At 73.9% G+C, this 19027-nt stretch carries 20 protein-coding genes and 1 pseudogene; 6 read left to right on the top strand and 15 right to left on the bottom strand.

The features are described from left to right. Nucleotides 1–237: pseudogene (locus tag IE331_RS06410) on the top strand (hypothetical protein); the annotation flags it as partial. Between the two features lie 543 nt (nucleotides 238–780). Here the strand turns inward: IE331_RS06410 and pheT are convergent. From pheT to IE331_RS06370, 8 genes are all read right to left on the bottom strand, one after another. Further along, nucleotides 781–3255 carry a phenylalanine--tRNA ligase subunit beta gene (gene pheT, locus IE331_RS06405; protein WP_192141535.1) on the bottom strand — a complete coding sequence of 825 codons (2475 nt, stop codon included), beginning with the start codon at nucleotides 3253–3255 and terminating at the stop codon, nucleotides 781–783. Further along, nucleotides 3255–4367 carry a phenylalanine--tRNA ligase subunit alpha gene (pheS, locus tag IE331_RS06400; RefSeq protein ID WP_192141533.1) on the bottom strand — a complete coding sequence of 371 codons (1113 nt, stop codon included), beginning with the start codon at nucleotides 4365–4367 and terminating at the stop codon, nucleotides 3255–3257. The genes pheT and pheS overlap by 1 nt, the downstream gene beginning before the upstream one ends. Nucleotides 4368–4465: 98 nt before the next feature. Then, the gene (locus tag IE331_RS06395) at nucleotides 4466–5518 is read right to left on the bottom strand and encodes a sensor histidine kinase (RefSeq protein ID WP_192141531.1); all 1053 of its coding nucleotides are present in this window, start codon (nucleotides 5516–5518) and stop codon (nucleotides 4466–4468) included. A 21-nt stretch (nucleotides 5519–5539) separates the two neighbouring features. Beyond that, nucleotides 5540–6370 carry a TrmH family RNA methyltransferase gene (locus IE331_RS06390; protein ID WP_318646776.1) on the bottom strand — a complete coding sequence of 277 codons (831 nt, stop codon included), beginning with the start codon at nucleotides 6368–6370 and terminating at the stop codon, nucleotides 5540–5542. Nucleotides 6371–6374: 4 nt separating this feature from the next. Beyond that, nucleotides 6375–6767, bottom strand: coding sequence for a 50S ribosomal protein L20 (gene rplT / locus IE331_RS06385; protein WP_192141529.1), 393 nt, complete (start codon nucleotides 6765–6767; stop codon nucleotides 6375–6377). A 50-nt stretch (nucleotides 6768–6817) separates the two neighbouring features. Further along, nucleotides 6818–7012: a 50S ribosomal protein L35 gene (rpmI, locus tag IE331_RS06380; protein ID WP_192141527.1), complete on the bottom strand. Its 195-nt coding sequence runs from the start codon at nucleotides 7010–7012 to the stop codon at nucleotides 6818–6820. Between the two features lie 42 nt (nucleotides 7013–7054). Then, nucleotides 7055–7780, bottom strand: coding sequence for a translation initiation factor IF-3 (gene infC, locus IE331_RS06375; protein ID WP_225579652.1), 726 nt, complete (start codon nucleotides 7778–7780; stop codon nucleotides 7055–7057). 252 nt (nucleotides 7781–8032) lie between these two features. Then, a complete protein-coding gene (locus IE331_RS06370) occupies nucleotides 8033–8548 on the bottom strand; it encodes an SseB family protein (protein WP_192141523.1) in 516 nt (171 codons plus the stop codon). 70 nt (nucleotides 8549–8618) lie between these two features. On the opposite strand from IE331_RS06370, the gene IE331_RS06365 reads away from it, so the two are divergent. From IE331_RS06365 to IE331_RS06355, 3 genes are read left to right on the top strand one after another with little or no spacing between them, the layout of a single operon-like run. Continuing rightward, nucleotides 8619–9089, top strand: coding sequence for a cellulose synthase (locus IE331_RS06365; RefSeq protein ID WP_192141521.1), 471 nt, complete (start codon nucleotides 8619–8621; stop codon nucleotides 9087–9089). Between the two features lie 11 nt (nucleotides 9090–9100). Continuing rightward, nucleotides 9101–10303 (top strand): amino acid deaminase/aldolase, encoded by a 1203-nt coding sequence (locus tag IE331_RS06360; protein ID WP_318646775.1) that lies wholly within the window; start codon nucleotides 9101–9103, stop codon nucleotides 10301–10303. Then, on the top strand, nucleotides 10303–10857 hold the full coding sequence (locus IE331_RS06355) for a uridine kinase family protein (protein ID WP_192141517.1): 555 nt from the start codon (nucleotides 10303–10305) through the stop codon (nucleotides 10855–10857). Before IE331_RS06360 ends, IE331_RS06355 begins: the two co-directional genes overlap by 1 nt. Before the next feature lie 15 nt (nucleotides 10858–10872). Here the strand turns inward: IE331_RS06355 and hisF are convergent, their stop codons facing one another. The 6 genes from hisF to hisD are packed head-to-tail and all read right to left on the bottom strand — an operon-like array spanning nucleotide 10873 to nucleotide 16063. Then, nucleotides 10873–11634 (bottom strand): imidazole glycerol phosphate synthase subunit HisF, encoded by a 762-nt coding sequence (gene hisF / locus IE331_RS06350; RefSeq protein ID WP_192141515.1) that lies wholly within the window; start codon nucleotides 11632–11634, stop codon nucleotides 10873–10875. Then, nucleotides 11631–12365 (bottom strand): bifunctional 1-(5-phosphoribosyl)-5-((5-phosphoribosylamino)methylideneamino)imidazole-4-carboxamide isomerase/phosphoribosylanthranilate isomerase PriA, encoded by a 735-nt coding sequence (gene priA, locus IE331_RS06345; protein ID WP_192141513.1) that lies wholly within the window; start codon nucleotides 12363–12365, stop codon nucleotides 11631–11633. Before priA ends, hisF begins: the two co-directional genes overlap by 4 nt. Further along, nucleotides 12362–13039, bottom strand: a complete 678-nt coding sequence (hisH, locus tag IE331_RS06340) for an imidazole glycerol phosphate synthase subunit HisH (RefSeq protein WP_192141511.1) — start codon at nucleotides 13037–13039, stop codon at nucleotides 12362–12364. The genes priA and hisH overlap by 4 nt, the downstream gene beginning before the upstream one ends. Continuing rightward, on the bottom strand, nucleotides 13036–13644 hold the full coding sequence (gene hisB / locus IE331_RS06335; RefSeq protein WP_192141509.1) for an imidazoleglycerol-phosphate dehydratase HisB: 609 nt from the start codon (nucleotides 13642–13644) through the stop codon (nucleotides 13036–13038). Before hisB ends, hisH begins: the two co-directional genes overlap by 4 nt. Then, nucleotides 13641–14720, bottom strand: a complete 1080-nt coding sequence (locus IE331_RS06330; protein ID WP_192141507.1) for a histidinol-phosphate transaminase — start codon at nucleotides 14718–14720, stop codon at nucleotides 13641–13643. The genes hisB and IE331_RS06330 overlap by 4 nt, the downstream gene beginning before the upstream one ends. Continuing rightward, entirely contained in the window at nucleotides 14717–16063 is a 1347-nt protein-coding gene (gene hisD / locus IE331_RS06325; protein ID WP_192141505.1) for a histidinol dehydrogenase, read from the bottom strand. The genes IE331_RS06330 and hisD overlap by 4 nt, the downstream gene beginning before the upstream one ends. A gap of 74 nt (nucleotides 16064–16137) precedes the next feature. Here hisD and IE331_RS06320 point away from each other — a divergent pair, with 74 nt between their 5' ends. Together IE331_RS06320 and ybaK are read left to right on the top strand one after the other, a co-directional pair. Beyond that, on the top strand, nucleotides 16138–16806 hold the full coding sequence (locus IE331_RS06320; protein ID WP_192141503.1) for an LON peptidase substrate-binding domain-containing protein: 669 nt from the start codon (nucleotides 16138–16140) through the stop codon (nucleotides 16804–16806). 16 nt (nucleotides 16807–16822) lie between these two features. Continuing rightward, the gene (gene ybaK, locus IE331_RS06315) at nucleotides 16823–17320 is read left to right on the top strand and encodes a Cys-tRNA(Pro) deacylase (protein ID WP_192141501.1); all 498 of its coding nucleotides are present in this window, start codon (nucleotides 16823–16825) and stop codon (nucleotides 17318–17320) included. A gap of 27 nt (nucleotides 17321–17347) precedes the next feature. Here the strand turns inward: ybaK and IE331_RS06310 are convergent, their stop codons facing one another. Beyond that, on the bottom strand, nucleotides 17348–19021 hold the full coding sequence (locus tag IE331_RS06310; RefSeq protein ID WP_192141500.1) for a DUF3352 domain-containing protein: 1674 nt from the start codon (nucleotides 19019–19021) through the stop codon (nucleotides 17348–17350). Nucleotides 19022–19027 lie beyond the last annotated feature (6 nt).

Genomic DNA, 19027 nt, shown 5'->3' with positions numbered 1-19027 from the left:
CGGCTCAAGACCCACGGCGCCTGGAGCTGTCACACCCCGAGGCCGGGGGTGTTCGAGTGGACCTCCCCGCACGGGCTGCGGTTCCGACGCGACCGCACCGGCACCCTCGACATCACCGACCCGACCCACGGCCCGACCGGGTCCAGCGACCTCAACGGTGTCTCGTTCGACGGTCCGACCGTGGGCGCCGTGGACGACCGGCACGCTCCCGTGGCCGGTTCCCCGCCCGAGCATTGAGGACCACGCCCCACACCCCACCCAGGCAGCATCGGGTGGGGGCATAGGCATGTCCACCGGTGGTCAGGGAGTGGTTTCGAGACGCTCGCTGCGCTCGCTCCTCAACCACCGGGGGACCGCTGGCGCTCGCTCCTCAACCACCGGGGCGAAGGACGGGCACCGGACGTCGCTCGTTCGACAGGCGCCCTGGGGACCGTGCCGAACCGAGGGGCCCAAGCAGGACTACGTGCAGCACCCTGCCTCCAAGGGGGATCGCGACCCTCTCAACCGATCGCTGCACGTCGTTCTGCACGCCGCGCCGGCGGCCGTCGCCGGGTGGTTTCGAGACGCTCGCTGGCGCTCGCTCCTCAACCACCAGGGACCGCTGGCGCTCGCTCCGGTTCCTGAGGAGGCGCGCCAGCGCCGTCTCGAAGGGCAACCACCGAGGCGAGGTGGTTTCGAGACGCTCGCTGGCGCTCGCTCCTTAACCATCGGGGCGGGGTGGTTTCGAGACGCTCGCTGGCGCTCGCTCCTCAACCACCGGGGCGCGTGACCACCGTCAGGTCAGCGCTGGACGGCCCCGCACTGCTCGGCTGCCCGCGCCACGGCGGCGTCGCGGGCGGCGGCCGCCTCCCCCTCGCCGAGGGTCCGGTCGGGTGCCCGGAACCGCAGCGCGAAGGCGAGCGACTTGCGTCCCGCGCCGACCTGGTCGCCGACGTACACGTCGAAGAGGCGCACGGACTCCAGCAGCTCGCCCGCGCCCTCACGCAGCGCGGCCTCGACCGCGGCCGCCTGCACCTCGGCGTCGACCACGAGGGCGACGTCCTCCTTCGCAACCGGGTACGTCGAGAAGCGTGGGGCCGGCGTGACCGTGACCGCGTGCTGCAGGAGGGCGTCGAGGTCGATCTCGGCGGCGGCGGAACGAGCCGGCAGCCCGAAGGCGGCACACACCTTGGGGTGCAGCTCACCGGCGTGGCCCAGCACCTGGCCGCCGACCCGCACCTCGGCGCAGCGGCCGGGGTGCCACGGCGCCACGGAGGCCGCGCTGGTCTCGATCTCGATCCCGAGCGCCTCGGCGACCTCGCGCACCGCGTCGATCGCATCGGCCCACGACGCGGCGCGGCCCTCGCCCCACCAGCCCGCTCGCTCCCGGCGACCGGCGAGGGCCACGGCCAGGTGCAGGGGCTGGAACGGCACGGCCTTCTCGATGGCCGCCCACTCCTCGGCGGTCGGCCGGCCCTCGACCCCGAGGATCGGGGCGGCCTCCTCACCGCTGGGCAGGAAGACCAGCCCGCTCTCGAACAGGGCGACGTCGGAGGCACCGCGGCCGACGTTGCGGCCCAGGGCGCGCAGCACGCCCGGGAGCAGGGTGCTGGTGAGCTCGGGCTCCTCGGCGTTGAGCGGGTTCGCCATCCGCAGGGTACGGCGCCGCTCGTCGCTCTCGGCGAGCCCGAGGTCGGCCCAGTCCGCCGCCCCCACGAACGGGTAGCTGACGGTCTCGGTGAACCCGGCACCGGCGAGGGTCAGTCCGACCCGGCGGCGCAGCTTCTGCTCGGGGGTGAGGCCACGGCCGGCGGGAGCCGTCGGCAGCACCGACGGCACCCGGTCGTAGCCGACGACCCGGGCCACCTCCTCGACCAGGTCGTAGGGGTCGGTGAGGTCGGGGCGCCACGGCGGCACGACCGCCGTCAGCCGGTCACCCTCGACGGTGACCTCGCAGCCCACCCGCTCCAGGTGCTCGACGGTGGTCTCGGCCGTGATCTCGATGCCGGTGATCCGGGCCGGCAGGTCGAGGGCCGCGACGATCCGGCGTCGGGGCGGGGCCTCCCCCACCACGGTCCGACCCTCGGCGCTCCCGCCACCGAGTCGGACGAGCAGCTCGGCGACCCGGTCGGCGGCCCGCGCGGGCAGCTCCGGGTCGACCCCTCGCTCGAAGCGCTTGGACGCCTCCGACGGCAGCTTGTGCCGACGCTGGCCACGGAAGATCGTCACCGGGTCGAAGTGCGCGGCCTCGACGACGATCTCGGTGCTGGTCCCGGTCAGCTCGGTGTGCTCCCCGCCCATGACCCCGGCCAGGCCGATCGGCCCCGAGTCGTCGGCGATGAGCAGGTCCTCCGCGGTCAGCGTGCGGCGGACCCCGTCGAGCGTGGTCAGCCGCTCCCCGGGCTCGGCCCGGCGCACCCGGATCGGGCCGGACAGGCGGTCCCGGTCGTAGGCGTGGTTGGGCTGGCCGAGCTCGAGCATGACGTAGTTCGACACGTCCACGCCGAGCGAGATCGGGCGCATCCCCGCCTGGGTGAGCCGGCGCGCCATCCAGTCCGGCGTCGGCGCGGTCGGGTCGAAGCCGGTGACCGTGCGGGCCACGAAGACCGGGCAGCCCTCCGGGTCGTCGACGACGACCGGGTGGCCCTCGCCGTACGTCGGGAGGTCCCGCTCGGCAGGGTCGGAGAACGGGACGTCGAACGCGGTCGCCGCCTCGCGGGCGATGCCGCGCAGCGACAGGGCGTAGGCCCGGTCCGGGTTGATCTCGAACTCGATCACGGCGTCGTGCAGGTCGAGCACCGCGAACGCGTCGTCGCCGGGCTCCCCTGCGTCGGACGGGAGCACGATGATGCCGTCGTGGTCCTCGCCCAGGCCCAGCTCGCGGGCCGAGCAGATCATCCCGGCGGAGACGTGCCCGTAGGTCTTGCGGGCCGCGATCTCGAAGTTCCCCGGCAGGACCGCCCCGGGCAGGCAGACCACGACCAGGTCACCCGCAGCGAAGTTGTGGGCCCCGCAGACGATGCCCTGGGGCTCCCCCGTGCCGTTGGCGTCGGCGACGTCGACCGTGCACCAGTTGACGGTCTTCCCGTTCTTGTGGGTCTCCGCCTCGACGCTGAGCACCCGGCCGACGACCAGGGGGCCGGTGATCGAGTCGGCCGGCGACGTCAGCGACTCCAGCTTGAGCCCGAGCATGGTCAGCCGTCGCGCCAGCTCCTCGGTGGTGACGTCGTCCGGCAGGGCGACGTACTCCTTGATCCAGGAAACGGGGGCGCGCATCAGATCTCCACTCCGAAGGGCTGGGCGAACCGGACGTCGCCCTCGAACACGTCGCGCATGTCCTCCACGCCGTGCCGGAACATCAGCGTGCGGTCGATCCCCATGCCGAACGCGAAGCCGGTCCAGGTCTCCGGGTCGACGCCGCAGGCGACCAGCACGCGCGGGTTCACCACCCCGCAGCCGCCCCACTCGATCCAGCCCTCGCCGCGGCAGGTGCGACAGCTCTGCGCCCCGCCGTCGGCGGTGCCGGTGCCGCGGCACACGAAGCAGACCAGGTCCACCTCGGCCGACGGCTCGGTGAACGGGAAGTACGACGGCCGGAAGCGGGTGGTGATCCCCTCCCCGAACATCGCCGTGGCGAAGTGGTCCAGCGACCCCTTCAGGTGGGCCATCGTGATGCCGCGGTCGATCACCAGGCCCTCGACCTGGTGGAAGACCGGCGAGTGGGTCGCGTCGATCTCGTCGGTGCGGTAGACCCGGCCGGGGCAGACGACGTAGATCGGCGGCTCGCGGGTCAGCATCGTCCGGGCCTGCACCGGCGAGGTGTGGGTGCGCAGCACCAGCGCCGCCTCGGCCGGCTCCAGCCAGAAGGTGTCCTGCATCGTGCGCGCCGGGTGGTCCGGGCCGAGGTTCAGCGCGTCGAAGTTCAGCCACTCGGCCTCGACCTGCGGCCCCTCGGCGACCTCCCAGCCCATGGCCACGAAGACGTCGGCGATCCGCTCGGACATCGTGGTGATCGGGTGCCGGGCCCCGCGCGGGCGGCGGTCGGTGGGCAGCGTGACGTCGACCCGCTCCTCGGCGAGCATCCGCTCCTCGTGCTCGGCCTCGAGCACGGCCAGCCTGGCGGCCAGCGCCTGGTTGACCGCCCCGCGGGCCTGGCCGACCCGCTTGCCGGCCTCCTTGCGGGCCTGCGGCGGCAGGGCGCCGATCTCACGGTTCGCCAGGGCCAGCGGCGAGCGGTCCCCCGCGTGGTCGAGCCGGGCCTGCTTCAGAGCCTCGAGGTCTGCGGCGGCCTCGATCGCGGCCAGCGCGGCGTCCCGCATCGCCTCGACCTCGTCGGCGCGCAGCGGCGTCACCTCGACGGGGTCGTAATCGCTGTTCGGGCCGGACATGGCTGCCTTTCGTCGCGGGAGGATGCGCGCCCAGTCTAGGAACCCGGCGAGCCGGCCTGCGACCGGGTTCCGACGGCGTGCGCCCTCGCCCTCGGGCCCTACGCGGGGCGCCGGTCCTCGGTGGGCCAGGCGATCTCGATCCGGGCCCCGCCGTCGGGTGCGTCGGAGATCTCGAGCGTCCCGCCGTGGGCGCGGACCAGGCCGTTGACGATGTACATCCCCAGCCCGGAGCCGCCCCGCTGCCCGTGCTTCCAGAACTTCGTGAACACCCGGCGCCGGATCTCGGGGGCGATCCCCTCCCCCTCGTCGTCCACGGTCATCCGCACCCCCGCGAACTCGGCGTCGTCGGGAAGCGCGCCGGCCCGCACCCGGACCGTGCCCTCGCCGTGCCGGACGCCGTTCTCGACCAGGTTCGTCACCACCTGGGTGAACTTGTCGGGGTCGACGCTCACCTCGGGCAGCTCGCCGTCCACGATCAGCTCGATGCTGCGCGAGGTGCCGGCCGAGACCGAGTCGACGACCCGACGCGTCAGCGTCTCGACGTCACTGGGACGCGGGTACATCGAGAGCCGGCCGGTGTCGATCCGGGCGACGTCGAGCAGCTCGGCGATCAGCCGGGCCAGGCGGTCGGAGTCGGCGTTGACGGTGGTGAGCATCAGCTTCTTCTGCTCGTCGGTGAGCTTCTCCCACCGGTTCAGCAGGGCCTGCACGAAGCCCTTCACCCCGGTCAGGGGCGAGCGCAGCTCGTGGGCGACGGTCGCGACCAGGTCGGACCGGTCCCGGTCCAGCCGGGCCCGCCAGCGGCCGGACCGGAGGCTGACCGCCACCTGGGTCACCGGACCGTCCAGGGTCGCCCGCTGGATGCGCGCGGCGACCAGCACCTCGGTGCCGCTGGGCAGCAGCCAGGACTGCTCGGGGACCCCGGTCCGCGTCGACAGGCCACCGTACGGCTGGTTGCTGTGGCACCACTTGTTGCCGTCCTGGTCCTGCAGCGTCAGCACCTCGTCGAGGGTCCCGCCGAGGAGGTCCTGGGGCGGTACGCCGAGCATCGTCGCGGCCAGCTGGTTGACGAGCAGGACGACGCCGTCCGGCCCGGCCACCAGGGCTCCGTCCGGCAGCGCGTCGAGGGCGTCCTGGACCGAGAGCGTCACGGTGCGCAATCTAGCCGACGCTCACCTCGTCCGGCGGTGCGACCGCGCGGAGGAGTAGAGGCAGATCGCGGCGGCGGTGGAGAGGTTGAGGCTCTCCGCGCGCCCGTGGATCGGGATCCGGACCCGGTGGTCGGCCAGGGCGGCCAGCTCGGCCGGCAGACCCCAGGCCTCGTTGCCGAAGAGCCAGGCCGTGGGCGCCTCGAGCAGTCCGGACCCGTCCGCCTCGTCCAGGTCGGTCTCCCCCGACCCGTCCGCGGCCAGCACCTGGAGCCCGGCCGACCGGGCGGCGGCGACCCCGGCCGCCGGCTCGTCCACCAGGGCCAGGGGGAGGTGGAAGAGGCTGCCCACGGTGGCGCGCACCGTCTTCGGGTTGTAGGCGTCGACCGAGCTGCCGGTCAGGACGACGGCGTCGGCACCGGCGGCGTCCGCGGTCCGGATCACGGTGCCAGCGTTGCCGGGGTCCCGGACGTCGGCGCACACGGCGACCAGCCGCGGGTCGCCGTCCAGGACGTGCGGAAGGGGGCGGTCGACGAACCGGCACAGCGCGACCACACCCGCCGGGGTGACCGCGTCGCTGAGCGAGGCCAGGGCCCGGTCCTCGACCAGCGTCCAGACGGCCGACTCCGCCTCGGCGGCGGCCGCCAGCGCGGCGTACCGGGTGGTCGCCTCGACGGTGGCGAAGACCTCGACCACGCAGCCGGGGAGCCCGACGGCCCCCTCGACCGCCTTCGGGCCGTCGGCGAGGAACTGCCGTCGCTCGGCCCGGGACGAGCGACGGGCGAGCTTCCGCGCGTTCTTGACCCGGGTGTTCCCGCTCGAGAGCGGCATCGGATCGGCGCGGAAGCTCGCCACGTGATCAGGCAGACGCCTCTTCGCGAGGCGCGTTGACGTCCTCGGGGAGGGCGGACTTGGCGGTCTCGACCAGCGCGGCGAACGCCGGGGCGTCGTTGACGGCCAGGTCGGCGAGGATCTTGCGGTCCACCTCGACGCCGGCGGCCTTGAGGCCCTGGACGAAGCGGTTGTAGGTCATGCCGTGCGACCGGGCGGCGGCGTTGATCCGCTGGATCCAGAGCTTGCGGAACTCGCCCTTCTTCTTGCGGCGGTCGTTGTAGCTGTAGACCAGCGAGTGGGTGACCTGCTCCTTGGCCTTGCGGTAGAGCCGGGACCGCTGGCCGCGGTACCCGCTCGCCCGCTCGAGGACGACCCGACGCTTCTTCTGGGCGTTCACTGCCCTCTTGACGCGTGCCACGTGGCTAACTCCTTGGTGCTAGAAAAGTTCAGGGGAAGGACGGATCGGGTTCAGAGACCCAGAAGCTTCTTGGCGCGCTTGACGTCGGCCTTGGCCACCTCGGTGGTGCCCGACATGCGGCGGGTCATCTTCGAGGGCTTCTTCTCCAGGTTGTGGCGCAGACCGGCCTTCTCGCGGCGGATCTTGCCCGATCCGGTCACCCGGAAACGCTTCTTGGCACCGGAGTGCGTCTTGTTCTTCGGCATCTCTTTGCTCTCTATCTGTTGCAGGTCCGGGTCAGGCCCGAGTCACAGGTCGATGTCGGGGTCGAGATTCTCGGAGCGGCGACGCTCCTTCTTCTGGGCGGCCGGCGGGGTCGCGGTGCGCTCGGCACGCTCCTCGGCGGCCTCCGCGGCACGCTCGGCAGCCCGGCTCTCCTTGGCCGCCTTGACCTCGGCCTTGGCCTCGGCCTTCTTCTTGTGCGGCCCCAGGACCATGACCATGTTGCGGCCGTCCTGCTTGGGCGAGCTCTCGACGAAGCCCAGCTCGTCGACGTCCTCGGCCAGCTTCTGCAGCAGTCGGAAGCCGAGCTCGGGGCGGTGCTGCTCACGACCGCGGAACATGATCGTGATCTTCACCTTGTCACCGGCCTTGAGGAACCGGACGACGTGGCCCTTCTTCGTCTCGTAGTCGTGCTGGTCGATCTTGGGACGAAGCTTCATCTCCTTGATGATCACGTTCGTCTGGTTCCGCCGTGCCTCACGGGCCTTCTGGGCGTTCTCGTACTTGAACTTCCCGTAGTCCATGAGCTTGCAGACGGGCGGACGCGCCGTCGGAGCCACTTCGACCAGGTCCAGGTCGGCCTCCTGGGCCAGCTTGAGTGCCTGGTCGGTGGGGACGATGCCCACGGTCTCGCCATTGGGGCCCACGAGCCGGACCTCGGGCACCCGGATCCGGTCGTTGATGCGCAGCTCTGTGCTGATGTGTCCTCCTACAAGAGACGAAAAGGCTTCCGCTCGGCAAGCGGAAGCCAGTCTCCGGACGTGGTTCACGTCCTCTCGCCGACCTGCCGCCCCACGGCGTACGCCGGGTGCTGCGGGCCTGCGTGACCGGACCCGACGACCTTGCGGTCGGTGCGGGTGGGAAGCCTTCGCCTCCGCTTGTCGGATCCGTCCTGCCCCTGCGGGCACGGACAGCACGGATCGGTCGAGGGACACACTACCGCGAGCGGGCCGGTGCCCCCAAATTGCTGCCTCCCTTGCTGCCGCCGACCGGACCGGGGCCGCTCACCCGGGCGCGAGCCAGGCCGGCCGCCCGTCCACCTCGGCCAGCGTCCAGTCGCCGGCCAGCCCGGTGAGGTCCTGCCCCTCGACGACGAACGGGTCGGGGCCGGCCACGTCGACCAGCAGCGCCGCGGCGTCGTCCTGCACCGCGGACCGGGCCGCGTCCCGGGCGGTCACCGCGACCGGGCGGGCCTCGGCGTTCCAGGCGGCGAGCGGCTCGGTGCCGGTGAACGCCAGCAGGGCCAGCCGGCCGTCCCGGCCGCGCATCAGCACCGCGGCCATGTCGCTGGACTTGTCATGGGCCAGGCCGCGCTCGTCGTACTCGACCTCGTCGGCGACCGCGACGACCGGCACCAGCAGCCGGGAGCGCTGCAGCGCCGCCAGGGCGACCGCCCGGCCGGCGGTGCCGGAGCGGGCGGCGGCCAATGCCGCGGCCACCTCCGGCGCCCGCTCGCCGACGTCGCCGGGGAACCGCGCCTCCTGGAGGCGGGCACCGGCGAAGCGATCTGGATCGTTCATCACCACCAGCCTAGGGAATCGGGCCTCGCAGCCGGCCCCGGGGGCGGGCCCGATGTGTCAGGCTTGAGGCATGGACGACGTGACCTGGTTGGCCCTGACGCTGGCGCTGACCGGCGCGGGCGCGGCGTGGACGGTGCACGCGTTCCGCCGCCGCGGGACGCTGTCCGGCCTGCGCGGGCTGGCGATCACGCTGCTCCCGCTGGCGGCCCTGCTCACCGGGACGCTGCGGATGTTCACCCGGATCACCGACGCGGTGCTGGACTGGGCGACCAGCCTGGTCTTCAGCCCGGTGGTGTGGCTGGGGGTGTCCCTGTTCGGGGTCTCGGTGCTGCTGTTCGTGCTGACCGGCTTCGCGGCCAGACGGTCCTCGGGGGCCCTGCCCGAGGGCGGCTCCGAGGCCGGCTCCGAGGGCAGGCGGGTCGGCCGGGGCCGGAGGGCCGAGCGCTCCGGAGAGCTGCCCGCGGCCCGGCGCGGCGAGCCGGCGATCGGCGACGACATGGCCGACATCGAGGCGATCCTGAAGAAGCGCGGCATCACCTGATGGTCGACTTCGTGGAGCGCCACCGCCTGCGCTCCCGACTGGACGCCGCCGTCGCCGACCTCCCCGATCCGCGGACCCCCCTGCTCCTGGTCGACCTCGACGCCTTCGACGCGAACGCCGCGGACCTCGCCCGCCGGGCGGGCGGCACGCCGCTGCGGGTGGCGTCGAAGTCCCTGCGGGTGCCCGCCCTGCTCGCCCGGGCGCTCGCCCGGCCCGGCTTCGCCGGCGTCCTGTCCTACTCGCTGCGCGAGGCGCTTTGGCTGCACGAGCACGGCATCAGCGACGACGTGGTGCTCGGCTACCCCAGCGTCGACCGTGCCGCGCTCGCCCGGCTGGTGGCCTCGCCGTCGGCGGCCGCGGTCGTCACACTCATGGTCGACGGCGTCGAGCACCTCGACGTCGTCGACTCGGTGCGCTCGTCGAAGGCGGTCTCGGTCCGGGTCGCGATCGACGTCGACGCGGGCCTCACGATCGGCTCCCAGCACGTCGGCCCGAAGCGGTCGCCGCTGAGGGAGGTCGACGCCGTCGTCGAGCTGGCCCGGGAGATCGGCCGTCGCCCGGGGTTCCGGCTGGTCGGGGTCATGACCTACGAGGGCCAGGTCGCGGGGGTGCCGGACGACCCGCCCGGCCAACGCGCCCGGTCCGTGGTGGTGCGCCGGCTCAAGGCCGCCTCGGTGGACCAGCTGTCGGCGCGCCGCGAGGCGCTGGCCCGTGCCCTGGCCGCGGAGGTGGGGCCGCTGGAGTTCTGGAACGCCGGCGGCTCCGGCTCGGTCGAGACCTCGTCAGCGGACCCGGTCGTGACCGAGGTGGCGGCCGGGTCCGGCCTCCTCGTCCCGGGGCTCTTCGACCACTACCGGTCCTTCGAGCCGCGACCCGCGGCGTACTTCGCCGTCCCGGTGGTGCGGCGACCGAACCCGACGACGGTGACCGTCGCGGGCGGCGGCCTCATCGCCTCCGGGCCGGTCGGGGACGACCGGGCCCCGGTGCCGTGGGCGCCGCCGGGCCTGCGGCTGACCTCGCTCGAGGGCGCCGGCGAGGTGCAGACGCCGCTGACCGGCCACCCTGCCTCGACGCTGGCGGTCGGGGACCTGGTGTGGTTCCGGCACGCCAAGGCCGGGGAGCTGTTCGAGCACGGCACCGAGGTGCACCTCCTGGCCGGCGACCGGATCGTCGAGTCGGTCCCCACCTACCGCGGCACCGGGCACGCCTTCTGATGGACCGGACCGTCGCGGCGGTCCTCGCGCACGCGGAGGCCGGGCCGCCCACCCTGGGGGCCGGCCGGCTGGTCTGCGTCGACGGGCCGGCCGGGTCGGGCAAGACCACGCTGGCCGTGGCCGTCGCCGCGGCCGGCCGGGCGACGCTCGTGCACATGGACGACCTCTACGAGGGCTGGGACGGCCTGGCCCGCGTCGAGGCCCAGCTCGACGGGCTGCTGCGCCCGCTGTCGGTCGGCGAGCCGGGGAGCTACCGCCGCTACGACTGGCACGCCGGGGCGTACGCCGAGCGGCACCGGGTCGCCCCGGCCCCGCTGCTGGTCCTCGAGGGCGTCGGCGCCGGCGCCGCGGCGTACGCCGACCTGGTCAGCACGCTGGTCTTCGTCGACGCCGCCCACGACCTGCGGATGCGGCGCGGACTGGACCGGGACGGGGAGTCGTTCGCGCCGCACTGGGAGGCCTGGGCCCGTGCCGAGGCGGCGCGGTTCGCCGCCGACCGGACCCGTGAGCGGGCCGACCTGCTCGTCGACCACGTCGGCCGACTGGTCGGCTGAGGGCGCGGGCGCCGGTCAGCGCACCGGGTGGCCGGCCGCCGCCAGGGACTCCTTGACCTGGCCGACGGTGAGGGTGCCGAAGTGGAACACCGAGGCCGCCAGGACCGCGTCGGCGCCGACGTCCACGGCGGCCGGGAAGTGCTCGGGCGCCCCGGCCCCGCCCGAGGCGATGACCGGGATGCTCACGGCGGCGCGGACCTGGCGGATCAGCGCCAGGTCGAACCCGTCCCGGGTGCCGTCGGCGTCCATCGCGTTGAGCAGGATCTCGCCGGCACCGAGGTCGGCCGCCCGGGCCGCCCAGGCCACCGCGTCGATGCCGGCCGACCGCCGGCCGCCGTGCGTGGTCACCTCGAAGCCCGAGTCGGTGCCCGGGGCCCGGCGCGCGTCCACCGACAGCACCAGCACCTGGTTGCCGAACCGGTCGGCGATCTCCGCCACCAGCTCGGGGCGACGGATCGCCGCGGTGTTGACGGCGATCTTGTCGGCTCCCGCCCGCAGCAGCCGGTCGACGTCCTCCACGGACCCGACTCCCCCGCCGACGGTCAGCGGGATGAACACCTCCTCCGCGGTCCGCGAGACGATCTCCATCGTCGTGGCGCGGCCCTCGTGGGAGGCGGAGATGTCGAGGAAGGTCAGCTCGTCGGCGCCCTCCGCGTCGTAGGTCCGGGCCAGCTCCACCGGGTCGCCGGCGTCGCGCAGGCCCGTGAAGTTGACCCCCTTGACCACCCGGCCGGCGTCGACGTCCAGGCACGGGATCACACGGACGGCGAGGCTCACGGCCGCACCCCGGTGAGCGCCAGCGCCTCCTCGAGGGTGAACCGGCCCTCATAGAGCGCGGTGCCGACGATCGCGCCCTCCACGCCGTCCTCGAGCAGCCCCTGCAGGGCCGCCAGGTCGGCCAGCTCGGTGATCCCGCCCGAGGCGACCACGGGCCGGTCGGTGGCGGCGCAGACGTCGCGGAGCAGCTCGAGGTTCGGGCCCTGGAGCATGCCGTCCTTGTTGACGTCGGTGACCACGTAGCGGGCACAGCCCTCGGAGTCCAGCCGGGACAGGACGTCGTACAGGTCGCCGCCCTCGCGGGTCCAGCCCCGGGCCGCGAGGGTCCGCCCGCGGACGTCGAGGCCCACCGCGACCCGGTCGCCGTGCTCCGCGATCGCGGCCGCGCACCACTCGGGCTGCTCGAGGGCCGCGGTGCCGATGTTGACCCGGCGGCACCCGGTCGCCATGGCCGCCGCGAGCGACTCGTCGTCGCGGATCCCGCCGCTCATCTCCACGGCGATGTCGAGGGTGCCGACGATCCGCGCCTGGAGCTCCCGGTTGTGGCCCCGCCCGAAGGCGGCGTCGAGGTCGACCAGGTGGATCCACTCGGCGCCGGCCGACTGCCAGCGCAGCGCCGCCTCGACCGGGTCGCCGAAGCGCTTCTCGGAGCCGGCCACCCCCTGCACGAGCTGGACCGCCTGGCCCCCGGCGATGTCGACGGCGGGCAGCAGCTCGAGGTGGTCGCTCATGACGACGATCCTAGGGAGGCGGCCACGGGCGACGGGCGGAGGGAGCCGACCCAGTTGCGGAGCAGGGCGGCGCCGGCGTCGCCGGACTTCTCGGGGTGGAACTGGGTGGCGCTGAGCGGCCCGTTCTCGACGGCCGCGACGAACCGGTCGCCGCCGTGCTCGGCCCAGGTGACCAGCGGCGCGCGGGTCCGGTCGTTGGTGACCAGCTCCCACTCCCGGACCCCGTAGGAGTGCACGAAGTAGAACCGCTCCTGCTCCACCCCCGCGAACAGCGACGAGCCGTCCGGCACCTCGAGGGTGTTCCAGCCCATGTGCGGCACCACCGGCGCCTGCAGCCGCTCGACCACGCCCGGCCACTCGTCGCAGCCGTCCGAGGCGACACCGTGCTCGACCCCCCGGGCGAAGAGCACCTGCATGCCGACGCAGATCCCGAGCACGGGGCGGCCGCCGGCGAGCCGGCGACCGATCAGCTCGGGACCGTGCACCGCGCGCAGGCCCGCCATGCAGGCCGCGAAGGCGCCCACGCCCGGCACGACCAGGCCGTCGGCGGCCAGCACCGTGCCCCGGTCGGCCGTGAGGTCGACCTCGGCGCCGGCCCGCTCGACGGCGCGCACGACCGATCGCAGGTTGCCCGAGCCGTAGTCGAGCACCGCCACCGTGGGGCGAGCGGTCACAGGGTGCCCTTGGTCGAGGGCACACCGGTCTCGCGGGGGTCGTGGGCGACCGCGTCCCGGAACGCCCGGGCGAAGGCCTTGAACTGGGTCTCGACGATGTGGTGCGGCTCGCGCCCCGCGAGCACCCGCACGTGCAGCGCCAGGTGGGCGTGGAAGGCGACCGTCTCGAAGACGTGCCGGGTCAGCGAGCCCAGGTAGTCGCCGCCGAGCACGACGTACTGCTGGCCCTCGGGCTCACCGGTGTGCACGCAGTACGGCCGGCCGGAGACGTCCACGACCGCCTGGACCAGCGCCTCGTCCAGCGGCACCGTGGCGTCGCCGAACCGGCGGATCCCGCGCTTGTCGCCGAGCGCCTCGCGCAGCGCCTCACCCAGCACGATCGCGGTGTCCTCGACCGTGTGGTGGGCGTCGATGTGGGTGTCGCCGTTGGTGTGCACGACGAGGTCCACCAGCGCGTGCCGCGCGAACGAGCCGAGCATGTGGTCGAAGAAGCCGACGCCGGTCGAGACCTGCGCCCGGCCGCTGCCGTCCAGGTCGACCTCGACGTGGACCTTCGACTCCTTGGTCTCGCGGTCGATGCTCGCCCGTCGCTCCGGCCTGCTCATCGCTGCTCCTCCATGACCTCGGTGAGGGCGTCGGTGAACGCCGTCATCTCCTCCGCGGTGCCGATCGACACCCGGAGCCATCCGTCCGGACCGGTCTCGCGCACCAGCACGCCCCGGTCCACCAGTCCCTGCCACACCGCGTGCCGGTCCGCGAACCGGCCGAACAACACGAAGTTCGCGTCGCTGTCGGCCACCTCGAGGCCCTGCTCGCGGAGCCAGCGTACGGTCTCGTCGCGGCGGCCGCGCAGCTCCTCGACCCGGCCCAGCAGCTCCGGGGCGTGCCGCAGCGCCGCCAGCGCCGTGGCCTGGGTGATCGCGGAGAGGTGGTAGGGCAGTCGGACCACCCGGATCGCGTCGCAGATCTCCGGCGCCGCGGCGAGGTACCCCAGCCGGGCCCCGGCCAGCGCGAACGCCTTGCTCATCGTGCGGGTGACGACCAGGTTCCGGTGTCGCGGCAGCAGCTCCAGCGCACTCGGCGTGCCGGCGCGGCGGAACTCGCCGTACGCCTCGTCGACGACCACGACCCCGTCGCCGGTCTCCTCGCACAGCGCCGTCACCGCCTCCGCCGGCAGCGCGGTGCCGGTGGGGTTGTTCGGCGACGGCAGCAGCACCACCGAGGGCCGGTGCTCGCGGACCAGCGCCCGGGCGGCGTCGAGGTCCAGCGAGAAGTCGCTCTCGCGACGACCGGCGACCCACGTGGTCATCGCGTCCCGGGCGTACTCGGGATACATCGAGTACGTCGGCGCGAAGCTCAGCGCGGTGCGGCCGGGACCACCGAACGCCTGGAGCAGCTGGAGCATGATCTCGTTGGACCCGTTCGCGGCCCACACCTGCTCCGGCGACACGTCGTGACCGAGGTAGTCGGCCAACGCCGCCCGGAGCTCGGTGAACTCCCGGTCCGGGTAGCGGTGCAGGGTCCCGGCGGCCTCCGCGACGGCCGTCGCGATGTCGGCGACCACCCGCGGCGACGGGCCGTAGGGGTTCTCGTTGACGTTCAGCTGGACGGGCACGTCGAGCTGCGGAGCGCCGTAGGGGGCGATCCCGCGCAGCTCCTCCCGCAGGGGAGGCCAGCTCATGCGGTGGGCTCGTCGGGTGCGCCGGTGGGGGCGAACCGGGCGCGGACCGCGGCCCCGTGGCCGGGCAGGTCCTCCGCCTCGGCCAGGGCGACGACGTGGTGCGCCACCTCGTCCAGCGCCTCGCGGGTGTAGGAGACGACGTGCACCGCCTTGAGGAACGAGCGCACCGACAGGCCGGAGGAGTGGCAGGCGCAGCCCGCGGTCGGCAGCACGTGGTTGGAGCCGGCGCAGTAGTCGCCCAGCGACACCGGGGTGAACGGCCCCACGAAGACCGCGCCGGCATTGCGCACCCGGGCCGCCCACCGCTCCGGGTCCGCGGTCTGGATCTCGAGGTGCTCGGCGGCGTAGCCGTTGACCACCTCCAGCCCCTGCTCCAGGTCGTCGACGAGCACGATCGCCGACTGCCGGCCGCCGAGCGAGGTGCGGATCCGCTCCGCGTGCCGGGTCAGGGAGACCTGCTTGTCCAGCTCGGCCTCGGTCTCCTCGGCCAGCCGCTCCGACGGGGTGACCAGCACGCTGCCGGCCATCGGGTCGTGCTCGGACTGGCTGATCAGGTCGGCCGCCACGAACGACGCCTCGGCGGTCTCGTCGGCCAGGATCGCGATCTCGGTGGGCCCGGCCTCGGAGTCGATGCCGACCACGCTCTTGAGGAGCCGCTTGGCCGCGACCGTGTAGATGTTGCCCGGGCCCGTGACCAGGTCGACCGGCCGGCACGGCCCGGCGCCGTAGGCGAACATGGCGATCGCCTGGGCGCCCCCGACCGCGTAGACCTCCTCCACGCCGAGCAGCTCGCAGGCGGCGAGGATCGTCGGGTGCGGCAGTCCGCCGTGCGCCTTCTGCGGGGACGAGGTCAGCGCGATCGACCCGACGCCGGCCACCTGGGCCGGGACCACGTTCATCAGCACCGAGGAGACCAGGGGCGCGATCCCCCCGGGCACGTAGAGGCCGACCCGCTGCATCGGCACCAGCCGGTGCGTCACCCGGGCGCCGGGGCCCAGGTCGGTGACCACGTCCGACTCGAGCTCGGCCGCACAGGTGGCCCGGAGCCGGCGGATCGACTCCTCCAGCCCGGCCCGCACGGCCGGGTCGAGGGCGGCCAGGGCCTCGGTCAGGGCCGCACGCGGCACCGCCAGGTCGGTCTGCTCGACGCCGTCGAAGCGGGCCGAGTACTCCGCCACGGCCGGCTCGCCCCGCTCCCGGACGTCCTCGCAGATCGGCCGGACCACCTCGACCGCGGCGTCCACGTCGAACTCGGCGCGCGGCACGGCGCTCTGAACGGCGCCCTCGGCGGGACCCCCCGGGTCGGTGCCGGGGTCGGTGCGGAGGTCGATGCGGCGGATCATGGTCCCGATTCTAGGTGCCCGGCCGGGACCGGCACTCCCCCGTTCCGGCCCGGGGAACGACTAGGCTCGAGAGCGTGACCGAGACCGTGCCGATGTTCCCGCTGAACACCGTGCTGTTCCCGGGCATCAGCGTGCCGCTGCACGTCTTCGAGGACCGCTACCGGGCCCTGGTCCACGAGCTGCTGCGGATCGAGGACCCGGCCGAGCGACTGTTCGGCTCGGTCGCGATCCGGGAGGGCTACGAGGTGGGCGAGCGCGGTGGCCAGTCGGTGCACCGGGTGGGGTGCCTGCTCCAGCTCACCGACGTCGAGCGCAACGACGACGGCACCTTCGACATCGTCGCGGTCGGCCGCGGCCGCCTGCGTCTCGAGGCGCTGGAGACCTCCGGCCCGTTCCTCGCCGGCCAGGTCGACGTGCTCGCCGACCCCGAGGAGCACGTGGACCCCCGCATCTCCGAGCGGGCCCGGCTGACCTTCGAGGAGTACCGCACGCTGCTCTCCCAGATCCGCGGGGACAGCGTCCTCGAGGGCGACCTGCCCCGCGACGCGACGTACCTCTCGTGGAGCCTGGCCGCGACCTGCCTGCTGACGCTGCAGGACCGGCAGGCGCTGCTGGAGGCCGAGTCGGCCTCGGTGCGGCTGGCGATGGTCGGCGAGCTGCTGCGGGGCGAGATCTCCGCCATGACCGCGCTCCCCTCGCTGCCCGCGACCCAGGTGGCGCGCACCGGCTGGTCCCCCAACTGAGTCGCCGACTGAGTCGATGGCACTCAGGAAGGGCGCGGCGGGCCGGGCCGGGACCCCGGCCACGGTCGCACTGAGCCGGGCCGGCATCGGGTTCACCGTGCACACCTACGCGCACGACCCGCGGGCCGACAGCTTCGGGGGCGAGGCCGCCGCGGCGCTGGGGGTGCCGGCCGAGCGGGTCCTCAAGACCCTGCTCGCCGACGCCGACGGCTCGCTCGTCGTCGGCATCGTGCCGGTCACCGGTCAGCTCGACCTCAAGGCGCTGGCCCGGGCGGTCGGCGCCCGCCGCGGCACCCTGGCCGACCCGGCGGCCGCGGAGCGCAGCTCCGGGTACGTCGTCGGGGGGATCTCGCCGGTGGGCCAGAGGCGCGCCCTCCCGACGGTGCTCGACACCTCGGCGCTCGGCCACCCGACCGTGTTCGTCTCCGGTGGCCGCCGGGGACTCGAGGTCGAGCTCGCGCCGACCGACCTGGTCCGGGCGACCGGGGCGCTCACCGCCCCGATCGCCCGCTGACCGGCGTCGGCGGCCGGCGGTCCGGCCTCAGTCCTCGGTGGTCAGCCGGACCAGCGAGTGCGCCTCGCCGTCCTCGATCCACGAGCTGATCCCGAAGGCCTGCAGCGGCGCGAGGTTCTCCTTCGTCTCACCGTTCTGGTCGAACTCGGCGAGCCGGACCAGCCAGTTGCCGGCGTCGAAGTTCAGGTAGAAGATCGACGCCGCCTCCTCGGCGTTCGGCACGACCGATCGGAACGCCACCGTGTCGCCCAGCCCTCCGTCGGCGGCCAGCCGGTCGAGGTAGGCCGGGCTGGGACCCACCAGCAGGTGGTCCCCGTCCACCCGTGAGGCGAGCAGGTCGGCGTCGGCGCCGAACCGGGCCCGCAGCTTCTCCAGCACCGCGTCCATCGCCTCCGGGTCGCCGGCGATCTTGGCGCCCAGCGGGAACTCCTCGACACCGCCGGCGAAGAACTGCTCGGGGTCGAACGCGCCGTCGAGGGCGAACGAGAACGACGTGCCCAGCAGGGTCTCGAGGTCCTCGGGCAGGGCCAACCCGGTCTCCCGCTCGGCCTCGGCCAGGGCCTCGTCCAGGCTCATCCCCGCGTCCTCCTCGATCATCGGACCCAGGTAGTCGATCAGCGTCCCGACCCAGCCGTCGGCGAAGCCGATGCCGACCGCCACCGCTGTCGACTGCGGCAGCGTGGCGAGCGCGTCGTCGCCCCGGTCGGTCCCGAAGGCCTGGGCGAGGTCGCTCTCCAGCTCGCCGGTCACGACCTCCATCTCGAGGGCCCCGTCGTCGAACCGGACCACCCCGGCGGCGCCGGGGAACTTCTCGAGCATCTCGCGGGTCTGGGGGTCGGGCTCGCCGCCCGAGGAGGAGAGGTCGTCGAAGCCGGTGCTGAAGTCGAGCACGGCCTGACCGGCGGCCGGAGCGGCGTACATCGACATCACGCCCGGGTCGCCGGCGGAGGCCATCCAGCGCTGGTACTCCTCGTCGTCGGCGAGGTTGGCCTCCGCGGTCGCGTCGACGACGCCCTGGGCCAGGGCCTCGGTCTCGGCGAGGACCACCCAGTCCCCGCTCACCGCGTAGCCGCCGATCTCGTCCCCGCCGGCGCTCTCCTCGCCCTGGGCCTCGCCCTCGGCACTGCACTCGACGAGCTTCTCGATGCCCGCGACCGCCCCGTCGCCGTCCTTGACCTGGACCACCGCGACCGGGATCACCTCGTCCTCGCCGAGGTCGACCGCCGCGATCCCGGCCCGGTTGCCGAGCCACGGCTCGACGTCGCTGCCGTAGTTCAGGTCCGGGCAGATCCCGTCCCTCTGCATCGCCTCGAACAGCTTCTGCTTCACGTCGTCGTCGGTGTCGAGGCCGATCTTGTCCTCGAACGCCGGGAACTTGCCCAGCATCTCGACCGCCTCGAGCTTCTGCTGGCCGGTCGGGTCGAGGTCGATCGCCACGTAGCCCAGCGTGCCGGCCGGCAGTGCCTCGGCCGGCTGCGCACCCTGGGAGAAGAAGGCGGAGAGCGCCCACGCGCCGCCACCGACGAGGACGGCCAGGGCCACCCCGCCCCCGACCAGGAGCCCCTTCCGCGCCCGGCGCGGCCGTTCGGTCTCCGCTGCGATCGGGGTGCCGTCGCTGCTGTAGAGCTGCTCGCTGACCCCGTAGCCGGAGTCCTGGCCGAAGCCGCTGCCGCTGCCGTCCGTGGGCGGGTGCTGGGACATGGGACT

Source organism: Nocardioides donggukensis, assembly GCF_014842875.1.
GTDB classification, from domain to species: Bacteria; Actinomycetota; Actinomycetes; order Propionibacteriales; family Nocardioidaceae; genus Nocardioides; species Nocardioides donggukensis.
The sequence above is the reverse complement of the archived record's forward strand: the minus strand, read 5'-3'. Positions and strand labels throughout refer to the sequence as shown.

Excerpts from the sequence above, each read along its gene's own strand:
- pheT (WP_192141535.1), bottom strand. The coding sequence starts at position 3,255 with ATGCGCGCCCCCGTTTCCTGGATCAAGGAGTACGTCGCCCTGCCGGAC.
- pheS (WP_192141533.1), bottom strand. The coding sequence starts at position 4,367 with ATGTCCGGCCCGAACAGCGATTACGACCCCGTCGAGGTGACGCCGCTG.
- rpmI (WP_192141527.1), bottom strand. The coding sequence starts at position 7,012 with ATGCCGAAGAACAAGACGCACTCCGGTGCCAAGAAGCGTTTCCGGGTG.
- IE331_RS06370 (WP_192141523.1), bottom strand. The coding sequence starts at position 8,548 with ATGAACGATCCAGATCGCTTCGCCGGTGCCCGCCTCCAGGAGGCGCGG.
- IE331_RS06365 (WP_192141521.1), top strand. The coding sequence starts at position 8,619 with ATGGACGACGTGACCTGGTTGGCCCTGACGCTGGCGCTGACCGGCGCG.
- IE331_RS06355 (WP_192141517.1), top strand. The coding sequence starts at position 10,303 with ATGGACCGGACCGTCGCGGCGGTCCTCGCGCACGCGGAGGCCGGGCCG.
- priA (WP_192141513.1), bottom strand. The coding sequence starts at position 12,365 with ATGAGCGACCACCTCGAGCTGCTGCCCGCCGTCGACATCGCCGGGGGC.
- hisB (WP_192141509.1), bottom strand. The coding sequence starts at position 13,644 with ATGAGCAGGCCGGAGCGACGGGCGAGCATCGACCGCGAGACCAAGGAG.
- IE331_RS06330 (WP_192141507.1), bottom strand. The coding sequence starts at position 14,720 with ATGAGCTGGCCTCCCCTGCGGGAGGAGCTGCGCGGGATCGCCCCCTAC.
- hisD (WP_192141505.1), bottom strand. The coding sequence starts at position 16,063 with ATGATCCGCCGCATCGACCTCCGCACCGACCCCGGCACCGACCCGGGG.
- ybaK (WP_192141501.1), top strand. The coding sequence starts at position 16,823 with ATGGCACTCAGGAAGGGCGCGGCGGGCCGGGCCGGGACCCCGGCCACG.
- IE331_RS06310 (WP_192141500.1), bottom strand. The coding sequence starts at position 19,021 with ATGTCCCAGCACCCGCCCACGGACGGCAGCGGCAGCGGCTTCGGCCAG.